This window comes from Synechococcus sp. W70.1, from assembly GCF_047461515.1.
Classification (GTDB): domain Bacteria; phylum Cyanobacteriota; class Cyanobacteriia; order Thermostichales; family Thermostichaceae; genus Thermostichus.
This window is the reverse complement of record NZ_JANSHH010000022.1, coordinates 137736-162558: the sequence shown is the minus strand read 5'-3', so window position 1 is coordinate 162558 and position 24823 is coordinate 137736. Positions and strand designations below refer to the sequence as shown.

The window sequence follows — 24823 nt, the reverse complement described above, 5'->3', positions numbered from 1 at the left end:
AAGCCATGCCGATAGCTTCTGAATACGCCTTTCCCTTTGAGCACCACCAAAAGTTTTCCCTGGATAACCCCACTATCTCTAGCCCTGGCGTCTCCAAACGAGAATACGTGGCTAGCAGGCTACTGCAAGGTATCCTGAGCAACTCCCAGACCCCCGTTGGCAACTTGTCTCCTGAGCAGCGCCAGGCCCTAGTCTATACGGCGGTGATGCTGGCAGACGAGCTGTTAGCCGCCCTTGGTGCCCAGTAGGCTTAGGCCCACCCTCGCCACAGCCCACTGAAGGCAAGGGTAAGCAACCCAGAACAGCGCTTGTTGCACCCGCCAGCCCCTTAGCCACCTCTAGAACTCGTAGCCAAATAGGCGCGGATCCGCCGGCTGCAAGTTGAGATCGGCCAGGCCATATTCCGCCCAGCGGCGATCCACCAGGCGGGCCACTTCCGGATCCGGAGCCAGCGGTTGCCGCCAGGGGGTGTCCGTTTCCGGCGGGATCTTGGTAGTGGCGTCGATCCCCATTTTGCCCCCAAGGCCCCGCTTTTCGGTGGCAAAGTCCAAGGCGTCGAAGGGATTGTCCGGCAAGATGAACACATCCCGCTGCGGATCCACCCGCGAACACAGACACCAGAGCACCTGCCGCGGATCCCGCACGTTGATGTCCTTGTCCACCACAATCACAAACTTGGTGTAGCTAAATTGAGGCAAGGCGCTCCAAAAAGCTAGAGCCGCCCGCCGCGCTTGGCCGGGGTAGGCCTTGTCAATGGACAAAATGGCCACCTTGTAGCCCAGGCCCTCCATCGGCAAAAAGAAGTCCACGATCTCCGGCACCTGCTGCCTAAGGATGGGGGTGTAGATGCGGTTTAGGGCCAGGGCTATCATGTCGTTTTCCTTGGGGGGCTTGCCGCTAAAGGTAGTGAGGTAAATGGGATCGCGGCGGTGGGTGAGGCAGTGGAAGCGAATTAAAGGAGCCTGCTCGTTGCGAGGGCCGTAGTAGCCAATGTGATCCCCGGCGGGACCGTCGGGGGCCACCTCCCCTGGGGTTATGGTGCCTTCTAGAACAATCTCGGCGTGGGCCGGCACTTCCAGATCCACCGTTTTGCAGCGGGCTAGGGGCAATCCCTCTCCGGCGTAGAGGCCGGCAAACAGCCACTCGGAGAGATCCACCGGCAAGGGCGTGGCCGCCGCCAGGATTACGGCAGGATCTACCCCGATGGCCACTGCCACTTCCAGCTTCTGGCCCAGGGCCGCCGCCTTGCGCAGATGCCGGGTTGCTCCCCGCACCGACAGCCACTGCACCGTCATGGTATTGCGGCTTTGCAGTTGCAGGCGGTACACCCCCACATTGGGAATGCCATTTTCCGGATCTTTGGTAACCATCAGGCCCAAGGTCAGCACCCGCCCAGCGTCGCCGGGATAGACCCGCAACAGGGGCAGTTGCGTGAGATCCACCGCCTCATCGCGCACCACCACTTGCTGGCAAGGAGGAAGTAGCTCCCGGCTGGGTCGAGCTTTGAAGACGCGGAACAGCGCCTGTCCCAGCTCCACCGCCTGGGCAAAGTCTTTTGGCGGGCGCGGCTGGTAGAGCAAGGCCAGCTTCTTTCCCAGCTCCTCCAACTCTTGCGGCCGCTCCATCCCCAGCGCCCAGCAGATGCGCTCCACTGTGCCCAGGGCGTTGATGAGCAGGGGCATGGAGGATCCCTTGACCCGCTCAAACAGCAGCGCCGGGCCACCGCAGGCCAAGAGGCGATCGGCAATTTCGGCAATTTCCAGCTCGGGATCCACCTCGGCGGTCACGCGGCGGAGCTGGCCACGGGATTCTAGGAGGGCAATGAAGCGGCGCAGATCTCTGGGCATGAAGGGAGCACTTGCAGAAGCTGAGGGTCAACCTGCAGGGCAGGCCGGATGTCTTCCTCCAACGGCAGTACTGCTGTGCTCTCGATCTTGGCCTCTCTTGTAGGCAGGAGTCCACTCTCCTGGCTTTACGGCCAACTGCCTAGCGGCAAGGCAAAGCAATTTGCCAGGACCCCCGGCATGGCAGTAGAGTAGCCTCAAGTCTTGCCTGTGAGGTCAGCATGTTGTCCATCCCGCCAGGGCTGCGCTCCCGTTGCTTCTGGGCAGGGATCCCCCTAGCCTGCTCTTTGGTTTTGGGGATCTGCTGGAGGGCTGCGGCTCCCTCTTCCACCCAGGATCTTTTCCCTCCCATCCCTACTCCGCCACCACCCCTGCCTTCTCCTAGCGGCACGCCTGGCCTTCCGCCCTGGTGGCCCCGTGAGCAGTCGCCCCAGGAGCAAGGTTCTCCCTACACTGTGGTCTTGTCAGGCTTTTTGCAGGGGTTGGCTGCCCAAGGAGGGGCCCTCTCCCAGCAAGGGATCCTCCTCTGGACAGCCAAAGGCAAGCTGCTGGCCGAGCACCTCTTGGATCAACCCTTGCCGGTAGGAGCCTTGGATCAGTTGGCCCTCAGCCTGATGGCGCTAGAGACCTGGGGCTACGAGCATCGCTTTACACCACCGGCTACCGCTCCGGCCAGCGCCTGAAGGGAGACTTGGTTGCGGTGGGGGGGGCGGGGATCCCTATTTCCGGGAGACCAATGTCGTCGAGCTGGCGCGCCACCTGCACGGCCTTGGCATTCGCCAGATTGACGGCGAGGTAAAAGGTGGTGCCCCCCTTCCGCTTGCTGGGCCAGCCCGACGCTCTAGCTAGCGCCCGCCGGCTTACCGAACTCCTTCGGGATCCCCAACGGCCCTACCCTGTAGCCCTCGGCGGCTCTGGATCAACGCTAGAGGAACTGCCTGCTGAGCTCCATTGCCGGGTTAGCTATACCTCGCCGCCCTTGGGATCCCTGCTGCAGATTCTCAACAGCAACATCGACCGGGCCATGGCAGCAGCCCTGCTGGCGGAACTGGGAGGCCCAAAAGCCCTGGTGGAGTACCTGCGGCGGCGCTTGGTAACTGAGCCGGCTGCCCAGTTAGATCCCGCCCTCCTCCCCAGCGAAGCAGAGATTCGTCTAGAGGGGCAGGAACTGCATCTCTCCCCCCGTGCCCTGGCCCATCTGTGGCAGCATCTGCTGGCGGCCACAGACGAGAATCCAGCGCGGATCCTACCTGTAGCCGGCCTTGGCCACAGCCCCCTGCAGCTGCGCACCTTACCTCCCGGCACGGTCGCCCAGGTGGGATCTGCCCCCAATCGCCTGATGATGTTGAGACAGTTGCCAGATGGCACCTACTTCGTCTTGCTCAACCATGGGCCTGACCTGGGCAGCTTGCGCCAACACTAGGATCAGCTCCTGCACCAGCTGTTGCCTGTTGGGAAGTCTCTTGGCGGCTGAGGGCTTAGACGAGGGCTAGACGCAGTCGCCAGGGCAAAATGACCTGTAGCAGGGCTGCCAAGCATCTTGCAGCTAGCTGCTAGGGTGGGGGCGGATCAAGCCATAGCCACCGTGCTTGCGGACATAGAGGACGTTGATCTCGCCGTTTTCGATGTTGCGGAACACGTAGAAGTCGTGATCCACCAGCTCCAACTGGTGCATCGCCTCCTCAACCGTCATGGGCGGCATGGCGAAATACTTGGTGCGCACTACCTCAGGGGGCAGCTCCGCTTGCCGATTCATATTCACAGGATTTGTGGGCGGCTGCTGGGCCACCGCCACTGAAGTTTTGGGAGAATGGCGGATGCGGTGAACGCCATTGCGCTCTTTGTACTTGCGCAGCTTGCGGGCTATTTTGTCGGCCACTCGGTCGATGCTGGCGTAAAGGTTTTCAGTACTTTCTTCCGCTCGAATGACAGTGCCGTTGGCGTAAACGGTAACTTCGGCAGATTGGTTGGCACTGATGCGGGGGTTGCGGGCTACCGACAGATTGACATCCACTTCGCTGGTGATCTGAGCAAAATGGCTAACAGCTCGCTCAATTTTTTCCTGAACGTAGCTGCGGATGGCATCGGTAATTTCGATGTTTTTTCCTTGGATCACAAGCTTCGCCATGGAAACTCTCCCGAGTGTGTCAGTCTACGCCTCAAGTGAGTGCCTAACCTTTGCAAGAAGCTTCCACACCCTCCCCGCCCGCCAACTGGCCAAAGGGGGCAATGAAAGTTGACTAAAGTGCGGCTTTTGCAAGGGCACTAACCTTTGGAGTTAAGTCTAGGTTAACACCTCACTCTTGGCTTTGAACTGGAGATTAAGGATAAATTTAGATTGCCTTAATTTTTGATTGATCCAACTTCCCTGCTGAATTCGGGAGACTAAACGACCGGAATTTTCCCTCTCCTGCCGAATTGCAGTCCACAACTTCCTTCTGGCTTTCCTAGCCAGCTAAGCGACTCCCTTATTTTTGCTTGGAACTGCCGTGCTACTTTATCCTATTATACAAGAAGCGACGTTGGCTGCCTTGTCTAAACTAGCTAAGCTAATAACCAAAGGAAGTGAAGAGATGTTGACTGAAGTTAAGCTTTCTATCAAGATCGGGATTCCACACCAATATTGGCGTCAGTAGGCCCAAAAAGTGGCCTTCGGCTTCTGGAGATTGCTCTCAAAGCAAGTTGGGGTAGAAAAGGGGGGGAGGTGGCAGGGATCCCGCTGAAAGTAGCTGAGCTGTTGGACAGAGCGGAAGCGGCCCTGGGGGAGCGGTTTCGGGCAGTAGACCAAGTTCTCAGGCAGAACCTAGCCCGGGTATTGCAAGCCTTCCGCGACCAGCAGGTGGGCTCCCATCACTTTGCCGGCGTATCGGGCTACGGCCACGACGACCAGGGGCGGGAGGTTTTGGACCGAGTGTTTGCCCAGATCATGGGCTGCGAGGCGGCACTGGTGCGGCTGCAGATGGTCTCCGGCACCCACGCCATTGCCTGTGCTTTGTTTGGGGTGCTGCGCCCAGGGGATGAGCTGTTGGCCATCACTGGCCCCCCCTACGACACTCTGGAGGAGGTCATTGGGATAAGGGGGTCCGGCCGGGGATCCTTGCGGGAGTTCGGTGTTACCTATCGCCAGTTGGATCTGCGAGAAGGAGATGTCGATTGGCAGGCCTTGAAAACCGCCCTCAAGCCGCAAACACGCTTGGTTTACATCCAGCGCTCCTGTGGCTATGCCTGGCGACCCAGCTTCTCCATTGCCCAGATTGCCGAGATGATCCAGATGGTCAAGGCGCAAAACCCCGAAGTGGTGGTCTTGGTGGACAATTGCTACGGCGAGTTTGTGGAAACCCAAGAGCCCACCCACGTAGGCGCAGATTTGATTGCTGGATCTCTAATCAAAAACCCAGGTGGCACCCTGGCTCCAGCAGGAGGCTATGTGGCAGGGCGAGCCGAACTGGTGGAGAAAGCTGCCTGCCGGCTGACGGCACCAGGGATCGGCTCGGAAGGAGGAGCAACTTTCGATCTCAACCGCCTGCTGTTCCAAGGGCTGTTCTTAGCTCCGCAAATGGTGGCCGAGGCCGTCAAGATTGCTCACCTGGCCGCCCAGGTGTTCCATGACTTAGGCTATCCCGTCTCTCCGCTGCCCCAAGCACCCCGCACTGACATCATTCAGGCCATTCAACTGGGATCCCCACAGAAGCTGCAGGCCTTTTGCCGCGCCATCCAAAGCAGCTCCCCGGTAGATTCCTATCTCACCCCAATTCCAGAGGTGATGCCCGGCTACGCCGATCCAGTGGTGATGGCGGCGGGCACGTTTGTGGCCGGCAGCAGCGCGGAGCTCTCCGCCGATGGACCGCTGCGGGAGCCCTACATTGTCTATTTACAAGGAGGAACCCATCTCAGCCACGGGCGGCTGGCCCTAGAGGCTGTCTTGCAAGCTTGGGAGGAGCTGTGATGGCCGTCCTTGTCCCCCTGCTGGGGGGTAGAATTGAAATCCAGAGCCTCGATGGGGAAGTTGCCTCCTATTGCTCCACTGTTCCGCCGTTGGGGAGCCTGGCTAGCCTTTAGTTGGGTGGCCCTGACAGGTGGCTGCTAGCTATTAGACCTAGGGAGAGCCCCGCTGGCATCTGTCCTAGGAAGAGACAGCCAGACCCTAAGGGGAGTCCTCACAGCGGAGGACAAGGTTAGTCGCGCCTATGGCAGCTACTGGGATGGGATCCCTGTTGTGGCCAAGGCTGGGCAAATCCTGATTGCCGCCTTGGAGAGTGAAGAGTTTGACCCCTATCTGGAGCTGGTGGACGAGCAGGGACGGGTGATCGGCTTTGATGATGACTCGGGCCTAGATGTCAACGCCCTCTTGGCAGTGCGGCTGCCGCAGGAAGGCACCTACACCCTGCGGGCCACTAGCTTTGAGCCGGCTGCCAGCGGCTCCTACCGGCTGACTTATACCCTCACCCAGGGCAATTGGCAGCAAACCCTATCGGGCCGTCTCCAGGAAGGATCCCTTCAGCACCCGGAAGATGGCAGTTGGATGGAGGAATACCCTATCACTGCTCGCCCTGGCCAAATCCTGGTCGCCTCCTTGACCAGCTCTGACTTCGATGCCTTCTTGCAACTGTTAGATCCGGAGGGGAAGGTGATGGCTTGGGATGACGACCAGGGTGGCGGCACCGATGCCCTGGTGATTGCCTTTTTGCCTCGCAGCGGCACGTACACCCTCCGAGCCAACACCTACAAGCCAAGACAGGAGGGGGCCTATGTATTGCAGTACTCCTTGCACTAGCCTCCCAGCCTGCTAAGCTTCTCCTGCTCCCTTTCTTCTTGCTAGTGTTTCGCAGCTGAAGGGAAAGGCAGATCCCAGGCTAGACTTAGTTTAGAATATCTTCAGGATTTAGCTTTAGCAATCCGGAGACGCCGATCCCAGCTTTCTTGATCCGGGCTGAGGATGGCAAAAGCCTGTTCCAAAGTTAATCGTCTGTAACGGAGGAGGTTCCTATGGCCATTTCCATGGGTCTTCCCAGCCCGCTGCCGCAGCAAGAAACTTCTCCGGAGCAAGGCAACGGCCTCAATTTGGCTCCTCGGCCTGCCAGTGCTGATCTACCGGCTGCTCAGGAGGGGGGAGAGAGGATCGGCCCGCCAGTGTTTCCCAGCCCTGTGAAGTTCAGCGAGATTGAGATCGACCAGCGACCAGTAGGGGCCTCCACCCTAAAGGTGGTGGATTACTTTGCGGATGGACGTCCAGTTGCGGCTGCCACGCTAAAAGTGGTCGATACCTGGGGCGAAGGGCGCCCAATAGTTGCCTCTGGCCTCAAATTCGTCCATGACCCCGCCCTCAACCGCCCGGTGATGGCAGGTGGTCTGAAGGTTGCCAAAACTTTTCTTGGCAACCGACCCATTGAAGCTAGCCCTCACAAAGGATCCACGGGCGAGCCTGTGTGAGGCCAGACTGCGGCGGCAAGGATGGAGATCCTGGCAACCTTAGTGGCCTTGCTGGCCGCCTTGGGGGCAGGGGCAGGCTATTGGGCAGAGCAGGCAGCGCGCCAAATGCTCCTAACCCAGCTGGATAAAGCAGAGGTTTTGGAGGTACGCATCCAGAGCCAGCCTAACTACCGCCTACTCAATGGCCAGGCGGAGCGCCTTCTGGTTGCCGGGCGGGGGCTGTACCGGGCACCCTTTCCGCGCCTGGAGCTTCTGGAGCTGGAAACCGACCCAGTCGCTATCGACCCTGCTTTTTTCCAAGGAGCTCCTTTGCGGCTGAGACAGCCCCTGCAAGCAGCATTTCAGGTCGTGGTTCGTCAGGAGGACCTCAATGCTGCTCTCAACTCGCCTGAGGTGCTCAGGCAGTTTCAGCGGATCCAGGCAGATCTGCCCTTGGGGGGGGGCGGGAACAAACCCCGCTATTTTGAACTGCGCCAGCCGCGCGCCAAGTTTTTGGAGCCTGACCGCCTCCAACTTGCCGCTCTCTTGGTGGAGAAAGACGGCAGCAGGGAGCAGGCAGTTGAGGTAGTGTTCAACGCCGGGATCCAAGTGGAAGAGGGACGCAGGTTGCGGCTTCAGGAGCCAGAGTTTGCCATCGGCTCGGTGCGGGTTCCTGACGAGATCACCCAGGCGTTCTTGGGAGGACTCAGCAAGGTGTTTGACCTGCAAGAGCTGGAAGAGCTGGGGATCCAGGTGCGGGTACTGAAGCTGAAGATAGCCGCTGACCAAATGCAGGTCATTGGGTTTGTGCGGGTTGAGAGCTTGGAGGCGCTGACGGGATCCTAGCGGGGATCCCTGGCCAGAGGGGTTTGCTCTTGTAGGGGCAAAAAGCCCAAGGGTCCTCGGTGGAGGCATCTGAGCACTGAGGCTAGACAATCCAGGCTTGGTGAGAACACCCCCAGAAGGGAAAACATTGACCAATGCCTATCCCCCAGGCTTGGGGCGTGTCTACCCGCCGAGATGGGCTGATGGCCTCGGTTCCTGCCAGGCTTGCGGGGCTCTTGCTGCTACGGCCTTGTCAGACTGCAGCAGCGGAAGGCGGCTCCTCGTTTTCTGATGGGGAAGCCTGGGAGCAGCCTAGAACCTAAACCTGCCTTGGCAAATTCGGTTTCTTTTCGGGTATACTTTCGCTATACTCGTCTCATCCGTCAGATTTCGAGTTCCTTGCTCTGGAAATGACCTGGCGCGCTACCTTTTTTGGCTACTTTACCTTTCCCTGGCGGCAACCAGGGCGGAAGGGTGGCGCGTAAACTCAGAAGCTAAGTTTACTCGAGTCCGTCCTGAAGCCCTGGGCCTAGAGCCAGGGCTTTTTTGATGGCTCGGTGGTTGAATCCCTCACTTGCATTGCAGCAATAAGGACGACGGTGCTATGCCCCCCCAAACCGACAACTGCAACATTCAAGAAGTAACTCCCTTGATTACCCCTGCTGCTGTCAAAGCCAAGCTGCCCCTCACGGAAAGGGCCGCCCAGGTGGTGCTCTCCACACGGCAGGCCATCCGCGACATCATCCACGGACGGGATCTCCATCGCTTGGTGGTAATTGTTGGACCCTGCTCCATCCACGATCCGGAAGCGGCGCTAGAGTACGCCCACCGCCTCAAGCGGGTGGCCGACCGAACCCGCGAGCACCTGGTGATTGTGATGCGCACCTATTTTGAGAAGCCCCGCACCACGGTGGGCTGGAAGGGCCTCATTAACGATCCCCACCTGGATGGCTCCTGCGATATCGCCACCGGCTTGCAACTGGCCCGTTCCATCCTGCTGCAGATCAACGAGCTGGGCTTGCCCTGCGCCACAGAGATGCTGGATCCAGTGACTCCTCAGTACACAGCTGATCTGGTGAGCTGGGCGGCCATCGGCGCTAGAACCATTGAAAGCCAGACCCACCGGGAAATGGCCAGCGGCCTCTCCATGCCCGTGGGCTTCAAGAACGGCACTGACGGGCGGCTGGAGATTGCCCTCAACGCTATCGTGTCCGCTAGCCACCCCCACAGTTTTCTGGGCATTGGCCAAGACGGCATGACGGCTTTGGTAAAAACCACCGGCAACCCCGACCGGCATATCGTGTTGCGGGGGGGCGGCGGCAAGACCAACTACGGGCCGGAAGATGTGGCGCGGGCGGCTTTGCTAATGAAGGATCAAGGGATCCCGCGCTCAGTGATGGTGGATTGCTCTCACGACAACTCCCACAAAGACTACCGCCGGCAGGGATCCGTCTGTCGAGCAGTGCTGCGGCAATACCAGGAAGGGCAGCGGGCTTTGATGGGACTCATGCTCGAGAGCAACCTCAAGCCGGGCAAGCAAACTTGGCAGAAGGGGGTACCGCTCCAGTACGGCGTCTCCATCACTGACGGCTGCATCGGCTGGGAGGAGACGGAGGAGCTCCTGGAGGAAATGGCGGCAACTGTGGCAGGAAAGACCTTGGCCCTAAGCCACTAAATGCCCCAGCCTTGTCCAGGGCTGTCTAAGCAGGGAGAGGGGCAACGCTAAGATCCAATTGTCCCTCTTCCCAAGCCCCTGGCGGAGAAGGGGCAGAGAAACTGTTCTTGACAAAACTTTTTTGCGCTTTTCTCGAACCTGTGGTTACCCTCCAACTGGCTTCCCCTACCTCTGCGGCCTGGATCGACCAGGCCATTCGTCACTTCGACCTCGTCTTGTTAGACCACGCCAACTGCGAGAAAAAAGCGGCGGGTAACGCCCTCAGTCTCCTCTTCCGCTACCCAGCCAACGGGCAGCTGGTGGAAGCTCTGTCGCCGCTGGCGCGGGAGGAGCTGCAGCATTTTGAGCGAGTCCATCGCCATCTGCAGCGGCTGGGGATCCTGCTTAGGCCTTTGCCAGCGGCTCCCTACGCCAGCCGCCTCAACCAGCACCTGCGCCGCCATGAGCCAGAGCATCTTCTGGATGCACTGCTAGTGGCCGCCATTATCGAAGCTCGCAGCCAAGAACGCCTGGGCCTGCTGGGAATTCACCTCCCCGATCCCGAGTTGCGGCAGTTTTACCTCTGGCTGGCAGCGGCTGAAGAACGGCACTGGCAGTTGTATCTGGATCTGGCACTGGCGCAGTTCCCTGCCGACCAGGTGCAGGAGCGTCTGGACACCCTGCTGCAAGTAGAAGCCGAGATCCTCTCTACCCTCCACCCCGAGCCTCGTGTCCACAGCTAGATCCAGTTCCAAGCAACACGGCAGCAGCTGGCCAGTTACAGCGGTGCTGCTGGTGCCGCAGCTTGGAAGCTAGCACCCTAGAGGACAGCCACATTGACCTGGAGTGGCTTATCTGGCCCACGGTGCCCGGCGGCATTGGCTGCGTCAGTTTACAGAGCCGATCACTGCTGGGGTATTTGCGGGTGAGTCACCCTTGGTTTGAGGTGAGCAAGCCGACGCGCCAGTTGATCCAAGATCCCGCCCTCTGGGTGGCAGCCAGTTTAGCCTGGGTGAGGGGAATCGGCAACAGTTGGAAGTTGGTACTCCAGAGGCTGCCTAAACTAGAATGAATGCAACCTCCACCCTCAGGATCCTGCCAGCAGTAAGATAAGACGAGGATCTCAACTAGCCAGCACCCCTTTCTGCAGGGAGGGGGATGGAAAGCCAGGTCGGCTCCTGCCTGGGTCATGCTGTTTAAATACACCCACCCCTTGCTGTTGTCCCTCCAGGGAGCCGCTGTGCAAATGAGACCCACATAATTCACAACGATTTTCAGGGCATTTTAGGATCCCCAATATTTGTACTACAGCCCTACAGATTGCCACCATCTATCACAGCAACAGGGTTTAATCCCAAGCGCCTGCATGCAGCTCCAGAACATTGACAGTACTGGGCAGGCGTTCTGAGAGAGATCTCCCATGAACCGAGGGTTTCTGGCTCTTTTCTAGTGCCCTCGGCAAGTCTATTGGTCTACAGTCGCTTTGAGCAAGATCTAGAGCCTTCGCTGCTGCGCCTCGACTCAGTCTTTTTCCCAAAAAAGGTGAGAAGATATGGCTTTTTTTAGCGATGCTTACTCGGTTCAAAAAGAGCATCGAACCAGAGGATAAATCTTGCTTGTAGAGACAACTAAATCTGATTGTTCATGCGCAGTAGAAACAAGACATACAAGCCCAATATGAACAAAACACACCAGTTTCCTAGGCTTCTGTAGGTTTGGACAATTTGGCTTTCGCTCCAACCCAACTCATAAACCAGGCGGTTCATATCCCCAGCAGCATCTCCTTGGCCGCCTAGTAGGGATCCCCAAGGAATTGGGGCTAACCCTTGCTGAATAAGATGCCACTGCCAAAAGCTTTTCCAGAGGCTGCTGGCCGCGATCCCCAGCACGACAAATCGCCAAAAATCCCATCTCCAGCGATCTGGCAAGGGAAAATAAAAGCTGGCCATCAGAAAGGTGCTGAGATAAAATTCTCCTCCAACGCCGCTAAAGACAAACAACATCTCCCGGGTGCGATTGGGCATCAGCCAGGTCATGTAAAACTGCAATAGAGCAAGAAAGATGGCCAGCACCTGCAGCCACCCAATCCGCTCCTTGCGGGCTGACCAGAAGAGTAGAATCAGTAAAAAGAGGATTCCAAAATACACAAAGGGATCCCTCTGCGAGCTAACGCTTGTCCAGCCAATGGGCAGAGGCAAAGCCCGATACCCGCTCCACCAGGCGACGGTGGCATGGCCAAATTCGTGGATCCAAATGTGAAGAGGCAAATGCAACAACTGCAACAAGCGGATGTTGTTTACCATCAGGGCCACTGCAAACGCAGCCGGGTAAGCCCAAGCGTTGACTGCCCAGTTATCGAAGGAAAACCGATCCCAACGCTGCTGGGAGCCTATTCTTAGTCTGCGCCGCCAGAGCAATTGGGAGCCAAGGAAAGCGCAAATTTCCACTTGTTCCAGCCGTGGGATCCGCAGCTGCTTCAGCATTAGAAAAAGCCGGGCGGTTACAACTTGGGGGGAGGGTTGTCCGGGAAGGGATCCCAGCAAGTAGATGTGCAGGGTGTTATCCGCAAAGCGAACTTGGGCAGGCCACTTTTGCCGCAGCAGCTCCAAGCGGACAACCTGCACAATCGCTTGACTATTACCGGCGCGGGCCAGAGAGAGGGGATCAGGTGGGCCTGTCATTCATTACTTGGCGAAATCTCAGGGGAAGGATCCCCACTATCCTCAGCTAGCTCCGCCGGCAGCAGCAAGAGGGCGCTCCCTTCAGGTCGCCTTGGGGGGAGGTTGGTATAGTTGAGGGCAGCAGGTAGGCAGAGTGGGTGGAGGATATGCCTGACTTGGACAAGCAGGGGATAAATCCCAGGCCGTCTAGGCAGAGCTCCCTTTGGGGAGCAATGCTGCTGTGGGGCCTAGCCGGAGCGGGTCTATTTTCCCCCTTGCCCGTTCAAGCCCAACTGACTACCGTTACCGGTCTGTCTCGCATTGACCGCTGGCACTACGACCCGCAGCGGGGATGGCTGGAGGTCAACACCCAAGGAGAGGTGCGGCCTTTTCTGTTTGTGCTGCAAAACCCTCCTAGGGTGGTTTTGGATTTTCCCAACACCCTTTTTGGACGCGAGCCCCAAAGCCAGGCCTTTCCAGGGCGAGTTACCTCGCTGGAGATCAAACAGCTCACCCCGACCATCACTCGCTTTGTCCTCCACCTCCAGCCAGACCAGCCCCTTAGCCTTGACCAACTGCAACTCCTTACCGCCGGCCCTTCCCGCTGGGCTGTTCAGTTCCTCCAACCTGAGCAACCCTCGCCCGCTGCCTCGCTATTTCCTCCTTCCCCTGCTTCCCAAGAGCCCACCGCCTCGTCCCTGCCCCCATCCTCAGGGCCGCCCTCCCGCCCTGAAGCCAGCCCACTCCCTCCTCCTGCAAGCTCCCGTTCCAGCCATCAGATCTTGGCCATCTCTCCCCAGGCGGAGGGCTTTTTCATTCGCACCCAGGGCAACCCTTCCACCACGGTGCGGCGCCTCTTCGATCCAAATCGGGTGGTTGTGGATTTTCTCAACACCACCCTTAGTCCTGCCCTCACCCAGCGGGTCTATCCTGTCAACCGCTTGGGGGTTTTGCGGCTGCGTGTTGGGCAGTTCGAGCCTACGACCGCCCGCGTGGTGTTGGATGTGGATCCTTCCAGTGGGGATTGGGAGGCCCGCTACGACCCACAGCAGGGAGGAATCTGGATCCAGCCTGCTGGGGGTGCTGCCCAGGCCAGCCTTTTGCCTGATATCAGCCTAACTGATTCCCAAGGGCCGCTGGCCACCTTGCGCTCTGTGGAACTGCGGGGAAATCAGCTCATCATCAGCGCCGATGGGTTTATGTTCTACCGGGCTGGCTGGGATCCCGAAAGCGGCAGCTACCGCATCAACGTGGCACCGGCGCGCCTGCCCGAGTCCTTGCCGGATCCCGGCTTGCCGGTCGGGGGACCGGTGCAGCGGATCCGCCTTGTGCAGGAAGATGCCCGCACGGTCAGCATTCTGGTGCAGCCCGCCGAGGACTTCAATGTCTTTGAGCCCAATCCCGGCCAAGGATCCCGCCGCATCACTTTGGAGTTGCGTCCTCTAGGCGCTCCTTTTCCCACATCCCAGCCGCAGCCGCCTGCCCAGGCTTCCCGTCCTCGCCAAAGCCGGCCGGTTATTGCCCTTGATCCAGGCCACGGGGGACGGGATCCCGGTGCTGTTGGGGTAGATGGGATCTTGGAGAAGGACATTGTGCTCCTTGTTGCCCACCAGGTCCGACACCTGCTGCAGGAGCGGGGCTATGAGGTGGTGATGACCCGCACCGACGACCGTGAGGTGTTGCTGCGGCCGCGGGTGGATATAGCCGTGCAGGCCAACGCCACGCTGTTGGTGAGCATCCACGCCAACGCTCTGGATCGCTCCAGCGTCCACGGCATCGAGACCTACTACCTACGGCCGGATAGCGCCGAGCTAGCAGCAATCTTGCACCGCAGCCTGGTGCGAGCTACTGGCGCTGCGGATCGGGGGGTGCGACGGGCCCGCTTTTTCATGGTGCGGGAAACGCCCGTGGGCATGCCCTCGGTGCTGCTGGAGCTGGGGTATGTTACCAGCCCCACGGAAGGGCGAAAGTTGGCCACCCCCGAATACCAGGCCATTTTGGCGCGGGCCATTGCCGAGGGCATCGAGACCTTCTTGCGCAACCGCTAGAGCGTGCCACCCGTCTCAAGGCAGGGTAGGATACAGCAGCTTAGGCCAAGGTAGTGAGGGAGGAAGGAGCATGCGTTGGGGGTGGACAAGAGAGCCAGATCCCAGTTGGCCAATTGGGGTGTTTGACAGTGGCCTGGGGGGGCTCACCGTCTGGCGGGCCCTGCGGCGGCAATTGCCCCAAGAGCGCCTTGTCTATTTTGCCGATACGGCGCGGCTGCCCTATGGGGATCGCTCGCCTGAGGAGATCTTGACCTTCGTGCGCCAGATCCTGCGCTGGATGCAGGCGCAGCCGGTGAAAGTCGTGGTGATGGCCTGCAACACCAGCTCGGCGCTGGCCCTAGAGCAAGTGCAGCAGGAGTTTGCCCTACCCATCCTTGGCCTCATCCTGCCCGGCGCCCAGGCGGCCTTGGCCCAAGGATCCCGCATTGGGGTCATTGCCACGGCGGCTACGGTTAAAAGCCGCGCCTACTCCAAGGCCATCCGTGAGTACAGCGCCCTGGATCCCAAGCGCTTTCCCCAGCCTGTCCACTGCTGGGAGCAGGCCTGCCCGGCGTTTGTTCCCCTCATCGAAGCCGGTCAGTTGAACAGCCTCGAGCTGCAGCAGGCCGCCAAACGCTACTTACAGCCGCTTCTACGGCAGGGGATCGACACCCTTGTCTACGGCTGCACCCACTATCCTCTCCTTGATCCCCTGCTGAAGTCTCTGCTGCCCCCTTCGGTCAAGCGGGTGGATCCCAGCGTGGCCCTGGTGCGCTCGCTAGCCCGTGAACTCAGCCTCTGGGGTCTCCGCCGGCCCCCAACAGCCCCCCATGACGAACCGCACCGCTTCTATGTCAGCGGGGATCCAGAGCGCTTTGCCCAGTTGGCCACCCCTTGGCTGGGCTTTCGACCTCAGGTGGAACAGGTAGAGTTGCCAGCCCTAGACGTCAACAACTTCCGCCGAACCTAGACAAGAACAGCCATCTGCTCGAGAACGCCGGCGGAATAGGCCTATCTCCCTTCGCGCCAGCGGTGAACCTCAGCCCAAACACGGGTAGGCAAGCCCCAAATGTAGATAAAGCCTTCGGCAGCGCGATGGTCGAATTGATCCCCTTCCCCGTAGGTGGCCAGCTCTGGGTTGTAGAGGGAGTAAGGGGAACGGCGGCCCACGCAGACCGCTTGGCCCTTGTGCAGACGCATCCGCACGACGCCGGTGACGCTTTTCTGGGTGGTGCGGACAAAGGCGTCAAGAGCCTCCCGCAGCGGCGAATACCAAAGGCCGTTGTAGATCAACTGGCTGTAGGTGGTCTCGATGCCGTACTTGTAGTGGAGGACCTCGCGGGGAAGGGTGAGGCTTTCCAGCTCGCGGTGGGCTTGAATGAGCACAGTTAGAGCGGGGCACTCGTAGATCTCGCGCGACTTAATCCCCACCAGCCGATCCTCAATCATGTCGATGCGGCCCACGCCGTGGCTGCCGGCCAAGGCATTGAGCCGCTCAAAGAGGACTCGGGGGCCAAGGCGCTGCCCATCCAGCTCCACTGGGATCCCCTCTTCAAAGGCAATCTCCACATAGGCGGGTTCGTCGGGGGTTTGAGAAAGAGGCCGGGTGAGGGCATACACTTCCTCCGGCGGCTCTTGGTCGGCGTCCTCCAGGATCCCGGCTTCGACGCTGCGGCCTAGAATGTTGAGGTCGATGCTGTAGGGGCTGGACTTCTGCACCGGCATGGGGATCCCGTAGCGCTCCCCATAGGCAATGGTCTCCTCGCGGGTCATGCCCCACTCGCGCGCTGGGGCCAGCACCTTTAGCCTAGGGTTTAGGGCGGCAATGGCCAGGTCGAAGCGCACTTGGTCGTTGCCTTTGCCGGTGCAGCCGTGGGCCACCGCGTCGGCACCCACTTCCTCTGCCACCTCCACCAGGAGCTTGGCAATCAGGGGTCGGGCTAGGGCAGTGGAGAGAGGGTAGCGCTGTTCGTAGAGGGCGTTGGCCTGGAGGGCGGGGAAGGCATAGTCGGTAATTAGGGTCTGGACAGCCTCCCGCACCACCGATTGCTCTGCCCCTGCCCTGAGGGCCTTGGCCTGGATGGCCTCCAGCTCTGCTCCTTGCCCCAGATCCACCGCCAGGGTAACCACCGATTCCACCCCCCACTCGTGTTTGAGGTAGGGGATACAGACGGAGGTGTCAACGCCACCGGAGTAGGCCAAAACCACCTTCTTTGCCCGTCCCATGGTGCTGTGGGTCCCTGTTGGAGACAAGTTGCTAGCCCATTATGTCCTGTAGCTTGCCCAGTCTGACCCCTGGGGGCAGCTTGTCGAGTATTCTCCTCATAGGCTTGGGATCGCTGTCTAAGCAGGTGTTGGCGCAGCGTGGGGGGTGGGGCTCAAGTGAGCAAGGCCAGCAGAGGGATCCGAGCAGCGCAGCGGAGACTTAGCCAGAAACGAGCTCTGGGACTGGGGATCCTGTCGCTGCTGAGCTTTGTGGCCGGGGCAGGGTTTGCCGCCCTCTCCCAGCCGGAAGGGGGATCCCCGCCAGAGCTGCCCCGTTTTACCGCCCATGGCTGGCCGCTACTGGATCCCCTGCCGCAGCCGGAGGAGATCTGGGAGTGCGAGCTGGTGGTGGTGGGCGGATCTCTGGGGGGCGTGGCAGCGGCAGGCCAAGCCATGCGGGGGGGCGTGCAAACCTGCCTCATCGAGCTCACTCCCTGGCTAGGGGGGCAGATCACTTCCCAAGGGGTATCGGCCCTCGATGAGTCCCTCCTCATGCGGCAGCGGGGCAATTTTTCCCGCCACTGGCTGGAGTTTAAGGCCCTCATTGAGAGCCAGCCGGTGCATCTCCCGTCCTGGACAGGGATCCCACCCGGCACCCGCGTGGCCGAGATCAACAGTTGCTGGATAGGGAGCTTGTGTTTTCCGCCCCAGGCAGGTCTGCAGGCGGTGGATACCTGGCTGCGGCAGGCAGCTCAGCATGCTCCCCAGAGTCGCTGGGCCACCCAGACGGCTTTTAAGGGGGCCACCTTCAGCGCCGACGGCTCCCGGATTGAGAGCATTTATGCTGTGCAGCGACAACCACGGGATCCCAACTTCGTGCCGCCAGGACGGCTGTGGCGCGAATTGGTGAGCTGGTATAGCTGGCAGGAGACGGAAGTGTTTGCCAAACGGGTGCTACGGCTACAGGCACCGCCGGGCCGTCCCTTCTTCGTCATCGACGCCACCGATACCGGCGAGCTGGTGGGCTGGGCTGGCATCCCCTACCGACTGGGCTCGGAAGGGCGAGATCTAACCGGAGAGCCCAATGCCGCCCCGGCCAGCAACCCGGAGTGTACCCAGGCCTTTACCTTTCCCTTTGTGCTGGCCATCCGCGACGATGGCGGCCGCTCCCGCGCCGAGCTGGCCCAGCTGCAGCCGGGCTACTCCCGCGCCGAACACCGCCGCCAGTTTGACCTGGAGGGCTTTCCCACCTTCAGCGGTCGGAGCTTTTTCAACTATCGCCGCCTCGTCAGCAAGGGCCGCACGGATCCCTTCTACGGCACCCCGCTCCCCGGAGATCTGACCCTGGTGAACTGGAACCGCGGCAACGACTGGGGGCTGATGAACCCGCCCCTGATCCTGACCGAAGAGCGGCTGGTGGCCTCGGGGCAGCGCCACAACTGGCTGGGGGGGCTGGACGTCTCCGCCCTCAAAGATGGAGAAAACCACGCCCTGCTGTTTGCCGAGTGGCTGATGGAAACCCAATCCCGGCCCGGCTATCCCCTCTCCCTGGTGTTTGCCGAAGACTCCTTGCTGGGCACCCGCTCTGGCCTCAGCCTCTACCCCTACATCCGAGAGGGGCGGCGCATCCTGGGGAGAGCTGCCTACGGCCAGGCGGAGTTCATGATGCTGGAGCAGGACATCCGGGTTGGCGCCAGCGGAGGGCGGGATTTCAGACCCACCGTTGTCGGGATCACCCACTACGCCATCGACATGCACGGCTGTCGCTACCGCAACTGGGAGCCCTCCCGGTCGGCCAGCTCCGCGCCGGTCAGCGAGTTTTCCGTTCGCCCCATTCTCATTCCCTTGGAAGCTTTGATCCCGCAGAAGGTGGATAACCTGCTTATCGGCGGCAAGGGAATCGCCGTCAGCCACATTGTTAACGCCGCTACCCGCACCCACTACGGGGAGTGGACCATCGGCTCGGCAGCTGGGCTCATCGTGGCCTGGTTGCGCAGCCAGGATCCCAGCTTGACCCCGGCCCAAATCGTGCCGCAGGGCAAGATGGCCGATTTGCAGCGCTACCTGATCTCTCGCGGACAGCGACTGCACTGGTAGGCCGCTGCTGCCGTCTTACCCCTCTGCGCTGGAAGGCACCCTTCCGCCATAGCGCCGCTGCCGCCACCACACCAGCAGGGGGCTGGCGATAAAGATGCTGGAATAGACCCCCAAGCTAAAGCCGATGAGCAAAGCAATCGCAAACCCCTTCAACGTAGCCCCGCCAAAAATGGCAATGGTCACCAGGGGCAGCATCGTCGTCAGGGTGGTGTTTAGGGAGCGGGCAAAAGTTTGGTTTAAAGACAGGTTCACCACCTCGGCAAAGCTGACCCGGCGGCTGACTAGACGCAGGTTCTCCCGGATGCGGTCGTAGATGACCACCGTGTCGTTGACGGAAAAGCCGATGATGGTTAGCAGCGCCACCACAAACAGGCTGTCCGCCTCCATGCCCACCGTCAGGCCCAAAAGGGCAAACAGCCCTGTGGTCAACACCACATCGTGCAGCAAGGCCACAATGGCAAACACTGCGTAATCCCACTGAAAGCGCAGGGCCAGATACACCACAATGAGCCCCAAGGAGATGAGCACTGCCACGAGGCCGGAGCGCAAGAGCAAACGCCCCACCGTCGGGCCCACCGTCTCCACCAGCCTGCGCTCAAAGGATCCCACCTGCTGCCGCAGCGTGTCTTCCACGGCCAGGCGCTCTTGCTCCGTCAAAGGGGGCATGCGGATCAGGGCTTCCTGGCCCGTCTGGGTGTCCAGTTGGATGATGCTGGTTCCCAAACCATGTTCCTGCAGCGCCCGCCGCAGCTCGTCGGTGGTGACAGGCCGCTCAAAACGCAGATCCAGCAAGGTGCCGCCGGCAAAATCCAGCCCCAGCCGCAGGGGGGTTCCTAGAGAGGCCAGAGAAAAAGCCATGCTGGCCAGCCCCACCAGCAAGACCGCCAAGGAAAGGGTAAACCAGAGCTTGCTGCGCCCGACGATGTCGAAGCGGTAGTCGAGCAACCGCGAGGATCCGCCTGCTGGCTCTTGCGCGGTCATGGTTGGGCCGCCTCCATGCGAACGCCGTAGAGTTCAGGTTTGCGCAGGGCAGGGATCCCCATTGCCGCCAACAGCAGGGTGCGGGTGCAGGTAATGGCCGTAAAGAAGCTTACCGAAACGCCAATAGCCAGGGTTACGGCGAAACCTTTCACCAGCCCCATCCCCAACCAAAAGAGCACGCCACAGACCAAAAGGGTGGTGAGGTTGCTGTCGAGAATGCTGCTAAAGGCGCGGCTAAACCCTTCCGAGATGGACTTGTAGATGGACTTGCCCGCCCGCAGCTCCTCTTTGATGCGCTCAAAGATTAGCACATTGGCGTCCACCGCCATGCCAATGCTGAGAATGAAGCCAGCGGCTCCTGGCAGGGTCATGGTCACCCCCAGCAGTTGGAACAAAGCAAACGTACAGAGGGCATAGATGAGGAGAGCGATGTCGGCAATGAGTCCCGGCAGGCGGTAGTAGGCCACCATGAACACAAACACCAGCACCAGGCCGCCGATACCGGCATAGAGGCTGCGGCGCACACTTTCTTCTCCTAGGGTGGCCCCGACGGTGCGGTTTTCAATCACCTGAATTGGAACCGGCAGCGCCCCCGCTTTGAGCTTTATCGCTAGGTCGGTGGCAGTTTCCACCGTGAAATTGCCTGTGATCACCGCCGTTCCGCCGGTAATGCCAGTGCGGGCAAACTCCGGCCCCACGATCGGGGCGCTGATGAGCACCTCGTCCAGAAAAATCCCCAAGGGGCGACCCGTGCCAGCCAGCTCTCGGGTGACCTGGGCAAACTTCTCAGCCCCCTCCGGCTTAAACTCTAGCAGCACTTCCCAGCTCTGGGAGCCGCGGCGAGGGGCCTGGGGATAGGCGTTGCGCAGCAGATCCCCGGTGAGGCCGATCCCTTCAAACAAGGCTTCGGGGTTCTCTCCGGCTGTTACCTCCCCCTGTTCGTTGCGGGGCAGGGCGCTAACCGGAACTAGGCCCTTGCGAAATTCCAACTGGGCTGTGTCGCCCAAAAGAGCAACCGCCCGATCCGGATCCGCCACTCCCGGCAGTTGCACGAATAGACGATCCCGGCCACTGATTTGAATCAAAGGCTCAGTCACCCCCAGGCCGTTGATCCGCTGCTGGATAACAGCCTCCACTCCCTGCATCACTTTGGGAGTAATCTCAGGCACCTCCTGCGTCGGCAGAGCTTGCAGGGTAAGCTGCGTCCCGCCTTTGAGGTCAAGGCCGAGGCGAACTTCTCGGCTAAAGCCCAAGTAGGTGAGAGCCACTACCACTGCTAGGATAAAGACTAGGCCTCGCAGGAGGGCAAGCCGATTGAGCCACGAAGCTAGGGATCTAGCCATACTGCCTAGTTAAGCGAGGAACACAGCCGCACTGGTTGGCAGCCCTAGAGTTTTGTAACGCTTTGAACTTCTCGATTTTACCCCAGACGGACTTAGTTGACGCTAGAAGCTGTTGCCAGGGGCAGGCAGTGTCCCAGATCTGCAAGGGAGGAGAAGTGAAGGTGAATTGGCGACGAACTTGCCCAGTGGCGGCGTTGCTTTCTATGCTCACCTTCTGCGGATCCCCTGCCTGGGCGGGAGAGTACTTCACGGAAGAGGTGACTCGCCCCAGCGTAGAAGTTATCCATGGCTGGCGAGAGGTGGTGTCCGGCACTCGGGTTACTATCACCAACACCAGTCCGGGCTCCTTTCGGGTGCCCCTGGAAATTGAGCTGGCGGATCGGGCTAGCTGTGATCGGGCTGACCTGGTGCTGACCAACAAGAGCACCTTGCCGCTGGGATCTTTTCGAGATTGCATCCTTAACCTCTTTCCCTATCTGGACAAGTTCATCAACCAGGAGGTTGCCAGCATCCGGGTTACCCTAAAAGGGCCAAACCCCCTCCTGGAGATCCCTCTGAGCGAAGCGGATCGGCTGATCCTGGCCCAGGTGGCCAACCAATCGCGGGAAGCCTTTGTCTTCTTTCAGCAGGAGCTGGCCCGCGTTTTGGAGCTCTTGAAGCAGCAAGGCGCCACCCCCCAACCCTCTGCCCCTGCAAGCCCAACGCCTGCGGCATCCGGACCCAACCCGGGCGAGTTGGTGATTGTGGGATCAATCCGCGAAGAGCGGGTAGGGGCTGGCAGTCGCCTGAGTGTGGAGGCCATCAACCGCAGCAACCGCACCGTCCTCAACGCCCGCGCCCGTTTTACCTTCTACCGTGGCGGAGAAGTCGTCGATACGCGCGTGGCCGCCTTTGAGCCCAGCAATGTACCTCCTGGCCAGAAAGCTTCTGCCAGCGTGCTGAAAACGGACGCCAACTGGGATCGGGTTACTGTTACCTTCCAGTGGCAGTAAAGCTCCCTCAGGGAGCCAGGGCGTTGCCCCGCAGCAAGCTGCCCAGAGTTTTAACGGTAATCTTGAACTGCACCCAGGGGCTCATCGGCACCACTGTCTTATAGAGGTAGCTGGCAAAGGTTAGCCGCTGGACATCCCGGTCGGCGCACATCTCGACAAAAGCTTCGCGGGTGGCGTTGGAGCGGTAGAACACCCGCTGCAGAATGTCCAAGACTTTGTAGGTCAGGCCGTACTGGCGATCCCAGCGCTGGAGATAGAGCTTGAGATCCTCTTCTGTGGGGATACGCTTCCCGCCGTTGGAAGTTTCAACAATAGCCTCGGCGCACATGCGGCCCGACTTGGCAGCAAAGTAAATCCCTTCGCCGCTTGCCTTGGTTACGTATCCTGCTGCGTCTCCTACCAACGCGGCCCGGCCCACTACGCGGCGCGGACGGGGATGCTCTGGAATGGGATGGGCCTCCACCTTGATCACCTGGCCCCCACGGATCCGGTCAGCAGCGCGGGCGCGGATCCCGGCTTGCAACTTTTGGATCTGGGCTTGGTTGGCCCTCATCGTGCCGGTACCCACCGCCACATGGTCGCACTTGGGAAACACCCAGGCATAAAAGTCGGGCGAGACATCGTCTCCCACGTACATCTCTGCCCGCTCAGCATAGTAGGCCATTTTGTCCTCGGGGAGGCGAATGCGCTCCTGAAAAGCCAGGGCATAGTTGTAGTCCCCGGCACCAATGGCCTCTGCCACCTTCGAGTGGAACCCATCCGCCCCAATCACCACATCCACCGCCAGCGAGCGAGGTACCCCCTGCTGCGCGTTGCCGGAAAAGTCGATGTAGTGCAAGACGTAGGGATCCTGGCCATTTTTGGGGACTTCCAGGTGCATCACCTTGCCGTGAATGAGCTCTGCCCCCTTTTGACGGGCGCGGTTGCGCAAGAAAGCGTCAAGGACTTCGCGGCGGCACATGCCAATGTACTCGCCTTCATTTTCGAGGGCAATGTCCACCTCGTAGTTGGAGGGCGAGATCATCTTCATCTTGCGCACCTTGCGGTCGATGATCTCCTCCGGCAGGTCGAACTCCGAAACCATACAGAGGGGAATAGCGCCTCCGCAGGGCTTGGCGTTGTCCAGCTTCCGCTCAAACAAAAAGGTCTCGATCCCGGCTTGAGCCAGAACCTCGGCTGCAGAAGCCCCTGCTGGCCCGCCCCCCACCACGGCAACTCTCAGGCTCAAGGCGCCCTCCTTTTTCTTTTTTCCAATTCCTAGGACTTCCCAAAAGGGAAGCTAGCCTGCAGCATACAGGAGTGCAGCAACAGGTACGGGTGCTGCGGTCTCTTGTCTACCCCCATTAAACCCGGGTGGGGCAAGGAATGCAAGGAACCCAAGAAGAGCTCTGGTGAGGAGGCCCCTTGGCGCAAGGCGAACTCTGCGGCTTGGGCGGATTACCGTGGGGCTAGGGATCTCCTCTAGTCCTTGATTCACCGGACAATTGGCCACTTTGTGGCACAACTAACCTTCTGCCTTGGCGTAGATGGGCTGAGCTAGTAGGCTAGCAGGTAATCTTCTTGAGTAGGCGTTTTGCCTAGGCTAAAGTTGGCTCCGTCTTTAGCCGGTGTGCCTTAGGTGGGCAAGGAGCACCTACCTGCAGCTCGCGGGGAAGTTACGCCTGTGGAGATCCCTCTGGCGGGGTGGTAGGGGTGGACTCTGCCACTAGCCACGGGTCGCTGAAGCAGGAAGAAAGCCTCAACCCCGAGCGAAAGTCTGCTTTTGCCCGGGGTTGTATAAGTCTTTCAGAGCGGCTCCAGGTGGATGGTGACCCGCACCGGCCCGTAGCGCTCCTGCAGCAGGTGTTCCACTGCTTCGGTGAGGCGATGGGCCGACTCAACGTCCAGTGGCTCCACCACCATGTGCATTTCGATGAAGATCATCCGCCCTGGGATGCCGCGGGAGGTGATGTCGTGGCAGTCGAGGATGCCAGGCAAGCTGAGAACCAGCTCCCGCAATGTTTTAGGCGGAATGGCCGCCCGGTCGGTTAAAACGGGAATGTTTTCCTGCAGCACTTCCCAGGCGCTCCAGAACACCAGCAGCCCCACCGGCACAGCCAGCACCTGATCCAGCCAGGGGATCCTCCAGTAGTGGATCCCGGCTAGACCCAGCAATACCGTCAGGGTTACCCAGACATCGCTGAGGGTATGGCGGGCATCGGCCAAGAGCAGTGAGCTAGCCAGAGCCTTGCCCCAGGAGCGCTCATAGAAGGCTACGAAGAGGTTGATCCCCAGCACCCCCAGCATTAGCGTCAAGGTCAACCCGTCGGTCTGGAGCTGGGGAGGCAGGGGCTTGAAAAACCGTCCCACCGCTGCGCTGAGGATCTCGAAGCTAGCCATGGCCAAAAGGGCAGCGATCCCCAGGGCACCGATTGCCTCAAACTTGCTGCAGCCATAGGGATGTTCCTCATCCGGCTCTGGCGAGGAAAAGTGGACCGCCACCAGGGCAAGGAGGTTGCTGGCGCTGTCGGTAACACTGTGCAGGGCATCGGCCACCAAGCTTAGGGATCCCGTCGCCAGCCCCAGGGTTAACTTGATGGCAAACACCAGGCTATTTAGCCCCAACGTAACGTACAGCACCCTCTGCACCTGGCGCTGACGGCGGCTGGCTATGGCGGCAGAGCTGGGCCAGCTCACTGCTGGGGAGCCTCAGGCGGAAGTCCGTTAGCCTCATTTTGCCACTAACCTCCTCCTAGGAGCCGACTTTATAAGGGGATAGGTAATCCCAGGGGATGGGGTACTTTAGA

22 protein-coding genes are annotated in these 24823 nt (G+C 60.2%); 14 read left to right on the top strand and 8 right to left on the bottom strand.

Translation table 11 applies throughout. From position 1 onward, the window contains the following. Positions 1–5 precede the first annotated feature (5 nt). Positions 6–248 carry a hypothetical protein gene (locus tag NW808_RS05180; protein WP_414394164.1) on the top strand — a complete coding sequence of 81 codons (243 nt, stop codon included), beginning with the start codon at positions 6–8 and terminating at the stop codon, positions 246–248. Positions 249–338: 90 nt separating this feature from the next. Here NW808_RS05180 and NW808_RS05175 read toward each other — a convergent pair whose 3' ends face one another. Continuing rightward, positions 339–1847: a UbiD family decarboxylase gene (locus tag NW808_RS05175; RefSeq protein ID WP_414420504.1), complete on the bottom strand. Its 1509-nt coding sequence runs from the start codon at positions 1845–1847 to the stop codon at positions 339–341. A 218-nt stretch (positions 1848–2065) separates the two neighbouring features. Between NW808_RS05175 and NW808_RS05170 the strand changes: the two genes are divergently transcribed. Further along, positions 2066–2527: a hypothetical protein gene (locus tag NW808_RS05170; RefSeq protein ID WP_414420503.1), complete on the top strand. Its 462-nt coding sequence runs from the start codon at positions 2066–2068 to the stop codon at positions 2525–2527. Positions 2528–2646: 119 nt separating this feature from the next. Beyond that, positions 2647–3267, top strand: a complete 621-nt coding sequence (locus NW808_RS05165; RefSeq protein ID WP_414420502.1) for a hypothetical protein — start codon at positions 2647–2649, stop codon at positions 3265–3267. Between the two features lie 123 nt (positions 3268–3390). On the opposite strand, the gene hpf is transcribed toward NW808_RS05165, so the two are convergent. Then, positions 3391–3972, bottom strand: a complete 582-nt coding sequence (hpf, locus tag NW808_RS05160) for a ribosome hibernation-promoting factor, HPF/YfiA family (protein ID WP_414420501.1) — start codon at positions 3970–3972, stop codon at positions 3391–3393. A 576-nt stretch (positions 3973–4548) separates the two neighbouring features. Between hpf and NW808_RS05155 the strand changes: the two genes are divergently transcribed. From NW808_RS05155 to NW808_RS05125, 7 genes are all read left to right on the top strand, one after another. Further along, positions 4549–5790, top strand: a complete 1242-nt coding sequence (locus NW808_RS05155) for an aminotransferase class I/II-fold pyridoxal phosphate-dependent enzyme (RefSeq protein WP_414420500.1) — start codon at positions 4549–4551, stop codon at positions 5788–5790. A 270-nt stretch (positions 5791–6060) separates the two neighbouring features. After that, a complete protein-coding gene (locus NW808_RS05150) occupies positions 6061–6618 on the top strand; it encodes a hypothetical protein (RefSeq protein ID WP_414420499.1) in 558 nt (185 codons plus the stop codon). Between the two features lie 212 nt (positions 6619–6830). After that, entirely contained in the window at positions 6831–7274 is a 444-nt protein-coding gene (locus NW808_RS05145) for a hypothetical protein (RefSeq protein WP_414420498.1), read from the top strand. A 21-nt stretch (positions 7275–7295) separates the two neighbouring features. Continuing rightward, positions 7296–8099, top strand: coding sequence for a DUF2993 domain-containing protein (locus tag NW808_RS05140; RefSeq protein WP_414420497.1), 804 nt, complete (start codon positions 7296–7298; stop codon positions 8097–8099). A gap of 583 nt (positions 8100–8682) precedes the next feature. Then, complete coding sequence (locus tag NW808_RS05135; protein ID WP_414404844.1) at positions 8683–9753, top strand: 3-deoxy-7-phosphoheptulonate synthase; 1071 nt, start codon at positions 8683–8685, stop codon at positions 9751–9753. 140 nt (positions 9754–9893) lie between these two features. Next, positions 9894–10475 carry a tRNA-(ms[2]io[6]A)-hydroxylase gene (locus tag NW808_RS05130; RefSeq protein ID WP_414420496.1) on the top strand — a complete coding sequence of 194 codons (582 nt, stop codon included), beginning with the start codon at positions 9894–9896 and terminating at the stop codon, positions 10473–10475. 62 nt (positions 10476–10537) lie between these two features. Continuing rightward, positions 10538–10804 carry a hypothetical protein gene (locus tag NW808_RS05125; protein WP_414420495.1) on the top strand — a complete coding sequence of 89 codons (267 nt, stop codon included), beginning with the start codon at positions 10538–10540 and terminating at the stop codon, positions 10802–10804. 556 nt (positions 10805–11360) lie between these two features. Here the strand turns inward: NW808_RS05125 and NW808_RS05120 are convergent. After that, positions 11361–12413 carry a hypothetical protein gene (locus NW808_RS05120; protein ID WP_414420494.1) on the bottom strand — a complete coding sequence of 351 codons (1053 nt, stop codon included), beginning with the start codon at positions 12411–12413 and terminating at the stop codon, positions 11361–11363. Positions 12414–12625: 212 nt separating this feature from the next. Here NW808_RS05120 and NW808_RS05115 point away from each other — a divergent pair, with 212 nt between their 5' ends. After that, positions 12626–14440: an N-acetylmuramoyl-L-alanine amidase gene (locus NW808_RS05115; protein WP_414420493.1), complete on the top strand. Its 1815-nt coding sequence runs from the start codon at positions 12626–12628 to the stop codon at positions 14438–14440. 70 nt (positions 14441–14510) lie between these two features. Beyond that, positions 14511–15389 carry a glutamate racemase gene (gene murI, locus NW808_RS05110; protein WP_414420492.1) on the top strand — a complete coding sequence of 293 codons (879 nt, stop codon included), beginning with the start codon at positions 14511–14513 and terminating at the stop codon, positions 15387–15389. 41 nt (positions 15390–15430) lie between these two features. Here the strand turns inward: murI and NW808_RS05105 are convergent, their stop codons facing one another. Beyond that, positions 15431–16645 (bottom strand): argininosuccinate synthase, encoded by a 1215-nt coding sequence (locus NW808_RS05105; protein WP_414420491.1) that lies wholly within the window; start codon positions 16643–16645, stop codon positions 15431–15433. Positions 16646–16801: 156 nt separating this feature from the next. Between NW808_RS05105 and NW808_RS05100 the strand changes: the two genes are divergently transcribed. Beyond that, complete coding sequence (locus NW808_RS05100) at positions 16802–18721, top strand: FAD-dependent oxidoreductase (RefSeq protein WP_414420490.1); 1920 nt, start codon at positions 16802–16804, stop codon at positions 18719–18721. Positions 18722–18736: 15 nt separating this feature from the next. Here NW808_RS05100 and secF read toward each other — a convergent pair whose 3' ends face one another. Then, entirely contained in the window at positions 18737–19702 is a 966-nt protein-coding gene (secF, locus tag NW808_RS05095) for a protein translocase subunit SecF (RefSeq protein ID WP_414420489.1), read from the bottom strand. Continuing rightward, positions 19699–21045, bottom strand: a complete 1347-nt coding sequence (gene secD, locus NW808_RS05090) for a protein translocase subunit SecD (RefSeq protein WP_414420488.1) — start codon at positions 21043–21045, stop codon at positions 19699–19701. The genes secF and secD overlap by 4 nt, the downstream gene beginning before the upstream one ends. 161 nt (positions 21046–21206) lie before the next feature. On the opposite strand from secD, the gene NW808_RS05085 reads away from it, so the two are divergent. Beyond that, on the top strand, positions 21207–22037 hold the full coding sequence (locus tag NW808_RS05085; RefSeq protein WP_414420487.1) for a hypothetical protein: 831 nt from the start codon (positions 21207–21209) through the stop codon (positions 22035–22037). A 7-nt stretch (positions 22038–22044) separates the two neighbouring features. Here NW808_RS05085 and chlP read toward each other — a convergent pair whose 3' ends face one another. Together chlP and NW808_RS05075 are read right to left on the bottom strand one after the other, a co-directional pair. Next, positions 22045–23265 carry a geranylgeranyl reductase gene (chlP, locus tag NW808_RS05080; RefSeq protein ID WP_414420486.1) on the bottom strand — a complete coding sequence of 407 codons (1221 nt, stop codon included), beginning with the start codon at positions 23263–23265 and terminating at the stop codon, positions 22045–22047. A 557-nt stretch (positions 23266–23822) separates the two neighbouring features. After that, the gene (locus NW808_RS05075) at positions 23823–24713 is read right to left on the bottom strand and encodes a cation diffusion facilitator family transporter (RefSeq protein ID WP_414420485.1); all 891 of its coding nucleotides are present in this window, start codon (positions 24711–24713) and stop codon (positions 23823–23825) included. Positions 24714–24823 lie beyond the last annotated feature (110 nt).

Excerpts from the sequence above, each read along its gene's own strand:
- NW808_RS05170 (WP_414420503.1), top strand. The coding sequence starts at position 2,066 with ATGTTGTCCATCCCGCCAGGGCTGCGCTCCCGTTGCTTCTGGGCAGGG.
- NW808_RS05105 (WP_414420491.1), bottom strand. The coding sequence starts at position 16,645 with ATGGGACGGGCAAAGAAGGTGGTTTTGGCCTACTCCGGTGGCGTTGAC.
- NW808_RS05115 (WP_414420493.1), top strand. The coding sequence starts at position 12,626 with ATGCTGCTGTGGGGCCTAGCCGGAGCGGGTCTATTTTCCCCCTTGCCC.
- NW808_RS05180 (WP_414394164.1), top strand. The coding sequence starts at position 6 with ATGCCGATAGCTTCTGAATACGCCTTTCCCTTTGAGCACCACCAAAAG.
- NW808_RS05175 (WP_414420504.1), bottom strand. The coding sequence starts at position 1,847 with ATGCCCAGAGATCTGCGCCGCTTCATTGCCCTCCTAGAATCCCGTGGC.
- NW808_RS05135 (WP_414404844.1), top strand. The coding sequence starts at position 8,683 with ATGCCCCCCCAAACCGACAACTGCAACATTCAAGAAGTAACTCCCTTG.
- NW808_RS05145 (WP_414420498.1), top strand. The coding sequence starts at position 6,831 with ATGGCCATTTCCATGGGTCTTCCCAGCCCGCTGCCGCAGCAAGAAACT.
- secF (WP_414420489.1), bottom strand. The coding sequence starts at position 19,702 with ATGACCGCGCAAGAGCCAGCAGGCGGATCCTCGCGGTTGCTCGACTAC.
- NW808_RS05140 (WP_414420497.1), top strand. The coding sequence starts at position 7,296 with ATGGAGATCCTGGCAACCTTAGTGGCCTTGCTGGCCGCCTTGGGGGCA.
- murI (WP_414420492.1), top strand. The coding sequence starts at position 14,511 with ATGCGTTGGGGGTGGACAAGAGAGCCAGATCCCAGTTGGCCAATTGGG.
- NW808_RS05120 (WP_414420494.1), bottom strand. The coding sequence starts at position 12,413 with ATGACAGGCCCACCTGATCCCCTCTCTCTGGCCCGCGCCGGTAATAGT.
- secD (WP_414420488.1), bottom strand. The coding sequence starts at position 21,045 with ATGGCTAGATCCCTAGCTTCGTGGCTCAATCGGCTTGCCCTCCTGCGA.
- hpf (WP_414420501.1), bottom strand. The coding sequence starts at position 3,972 with ATGGCGAAGCTTGTGATCCAAGGAAAAAACATCGAAATTACCGATGCC.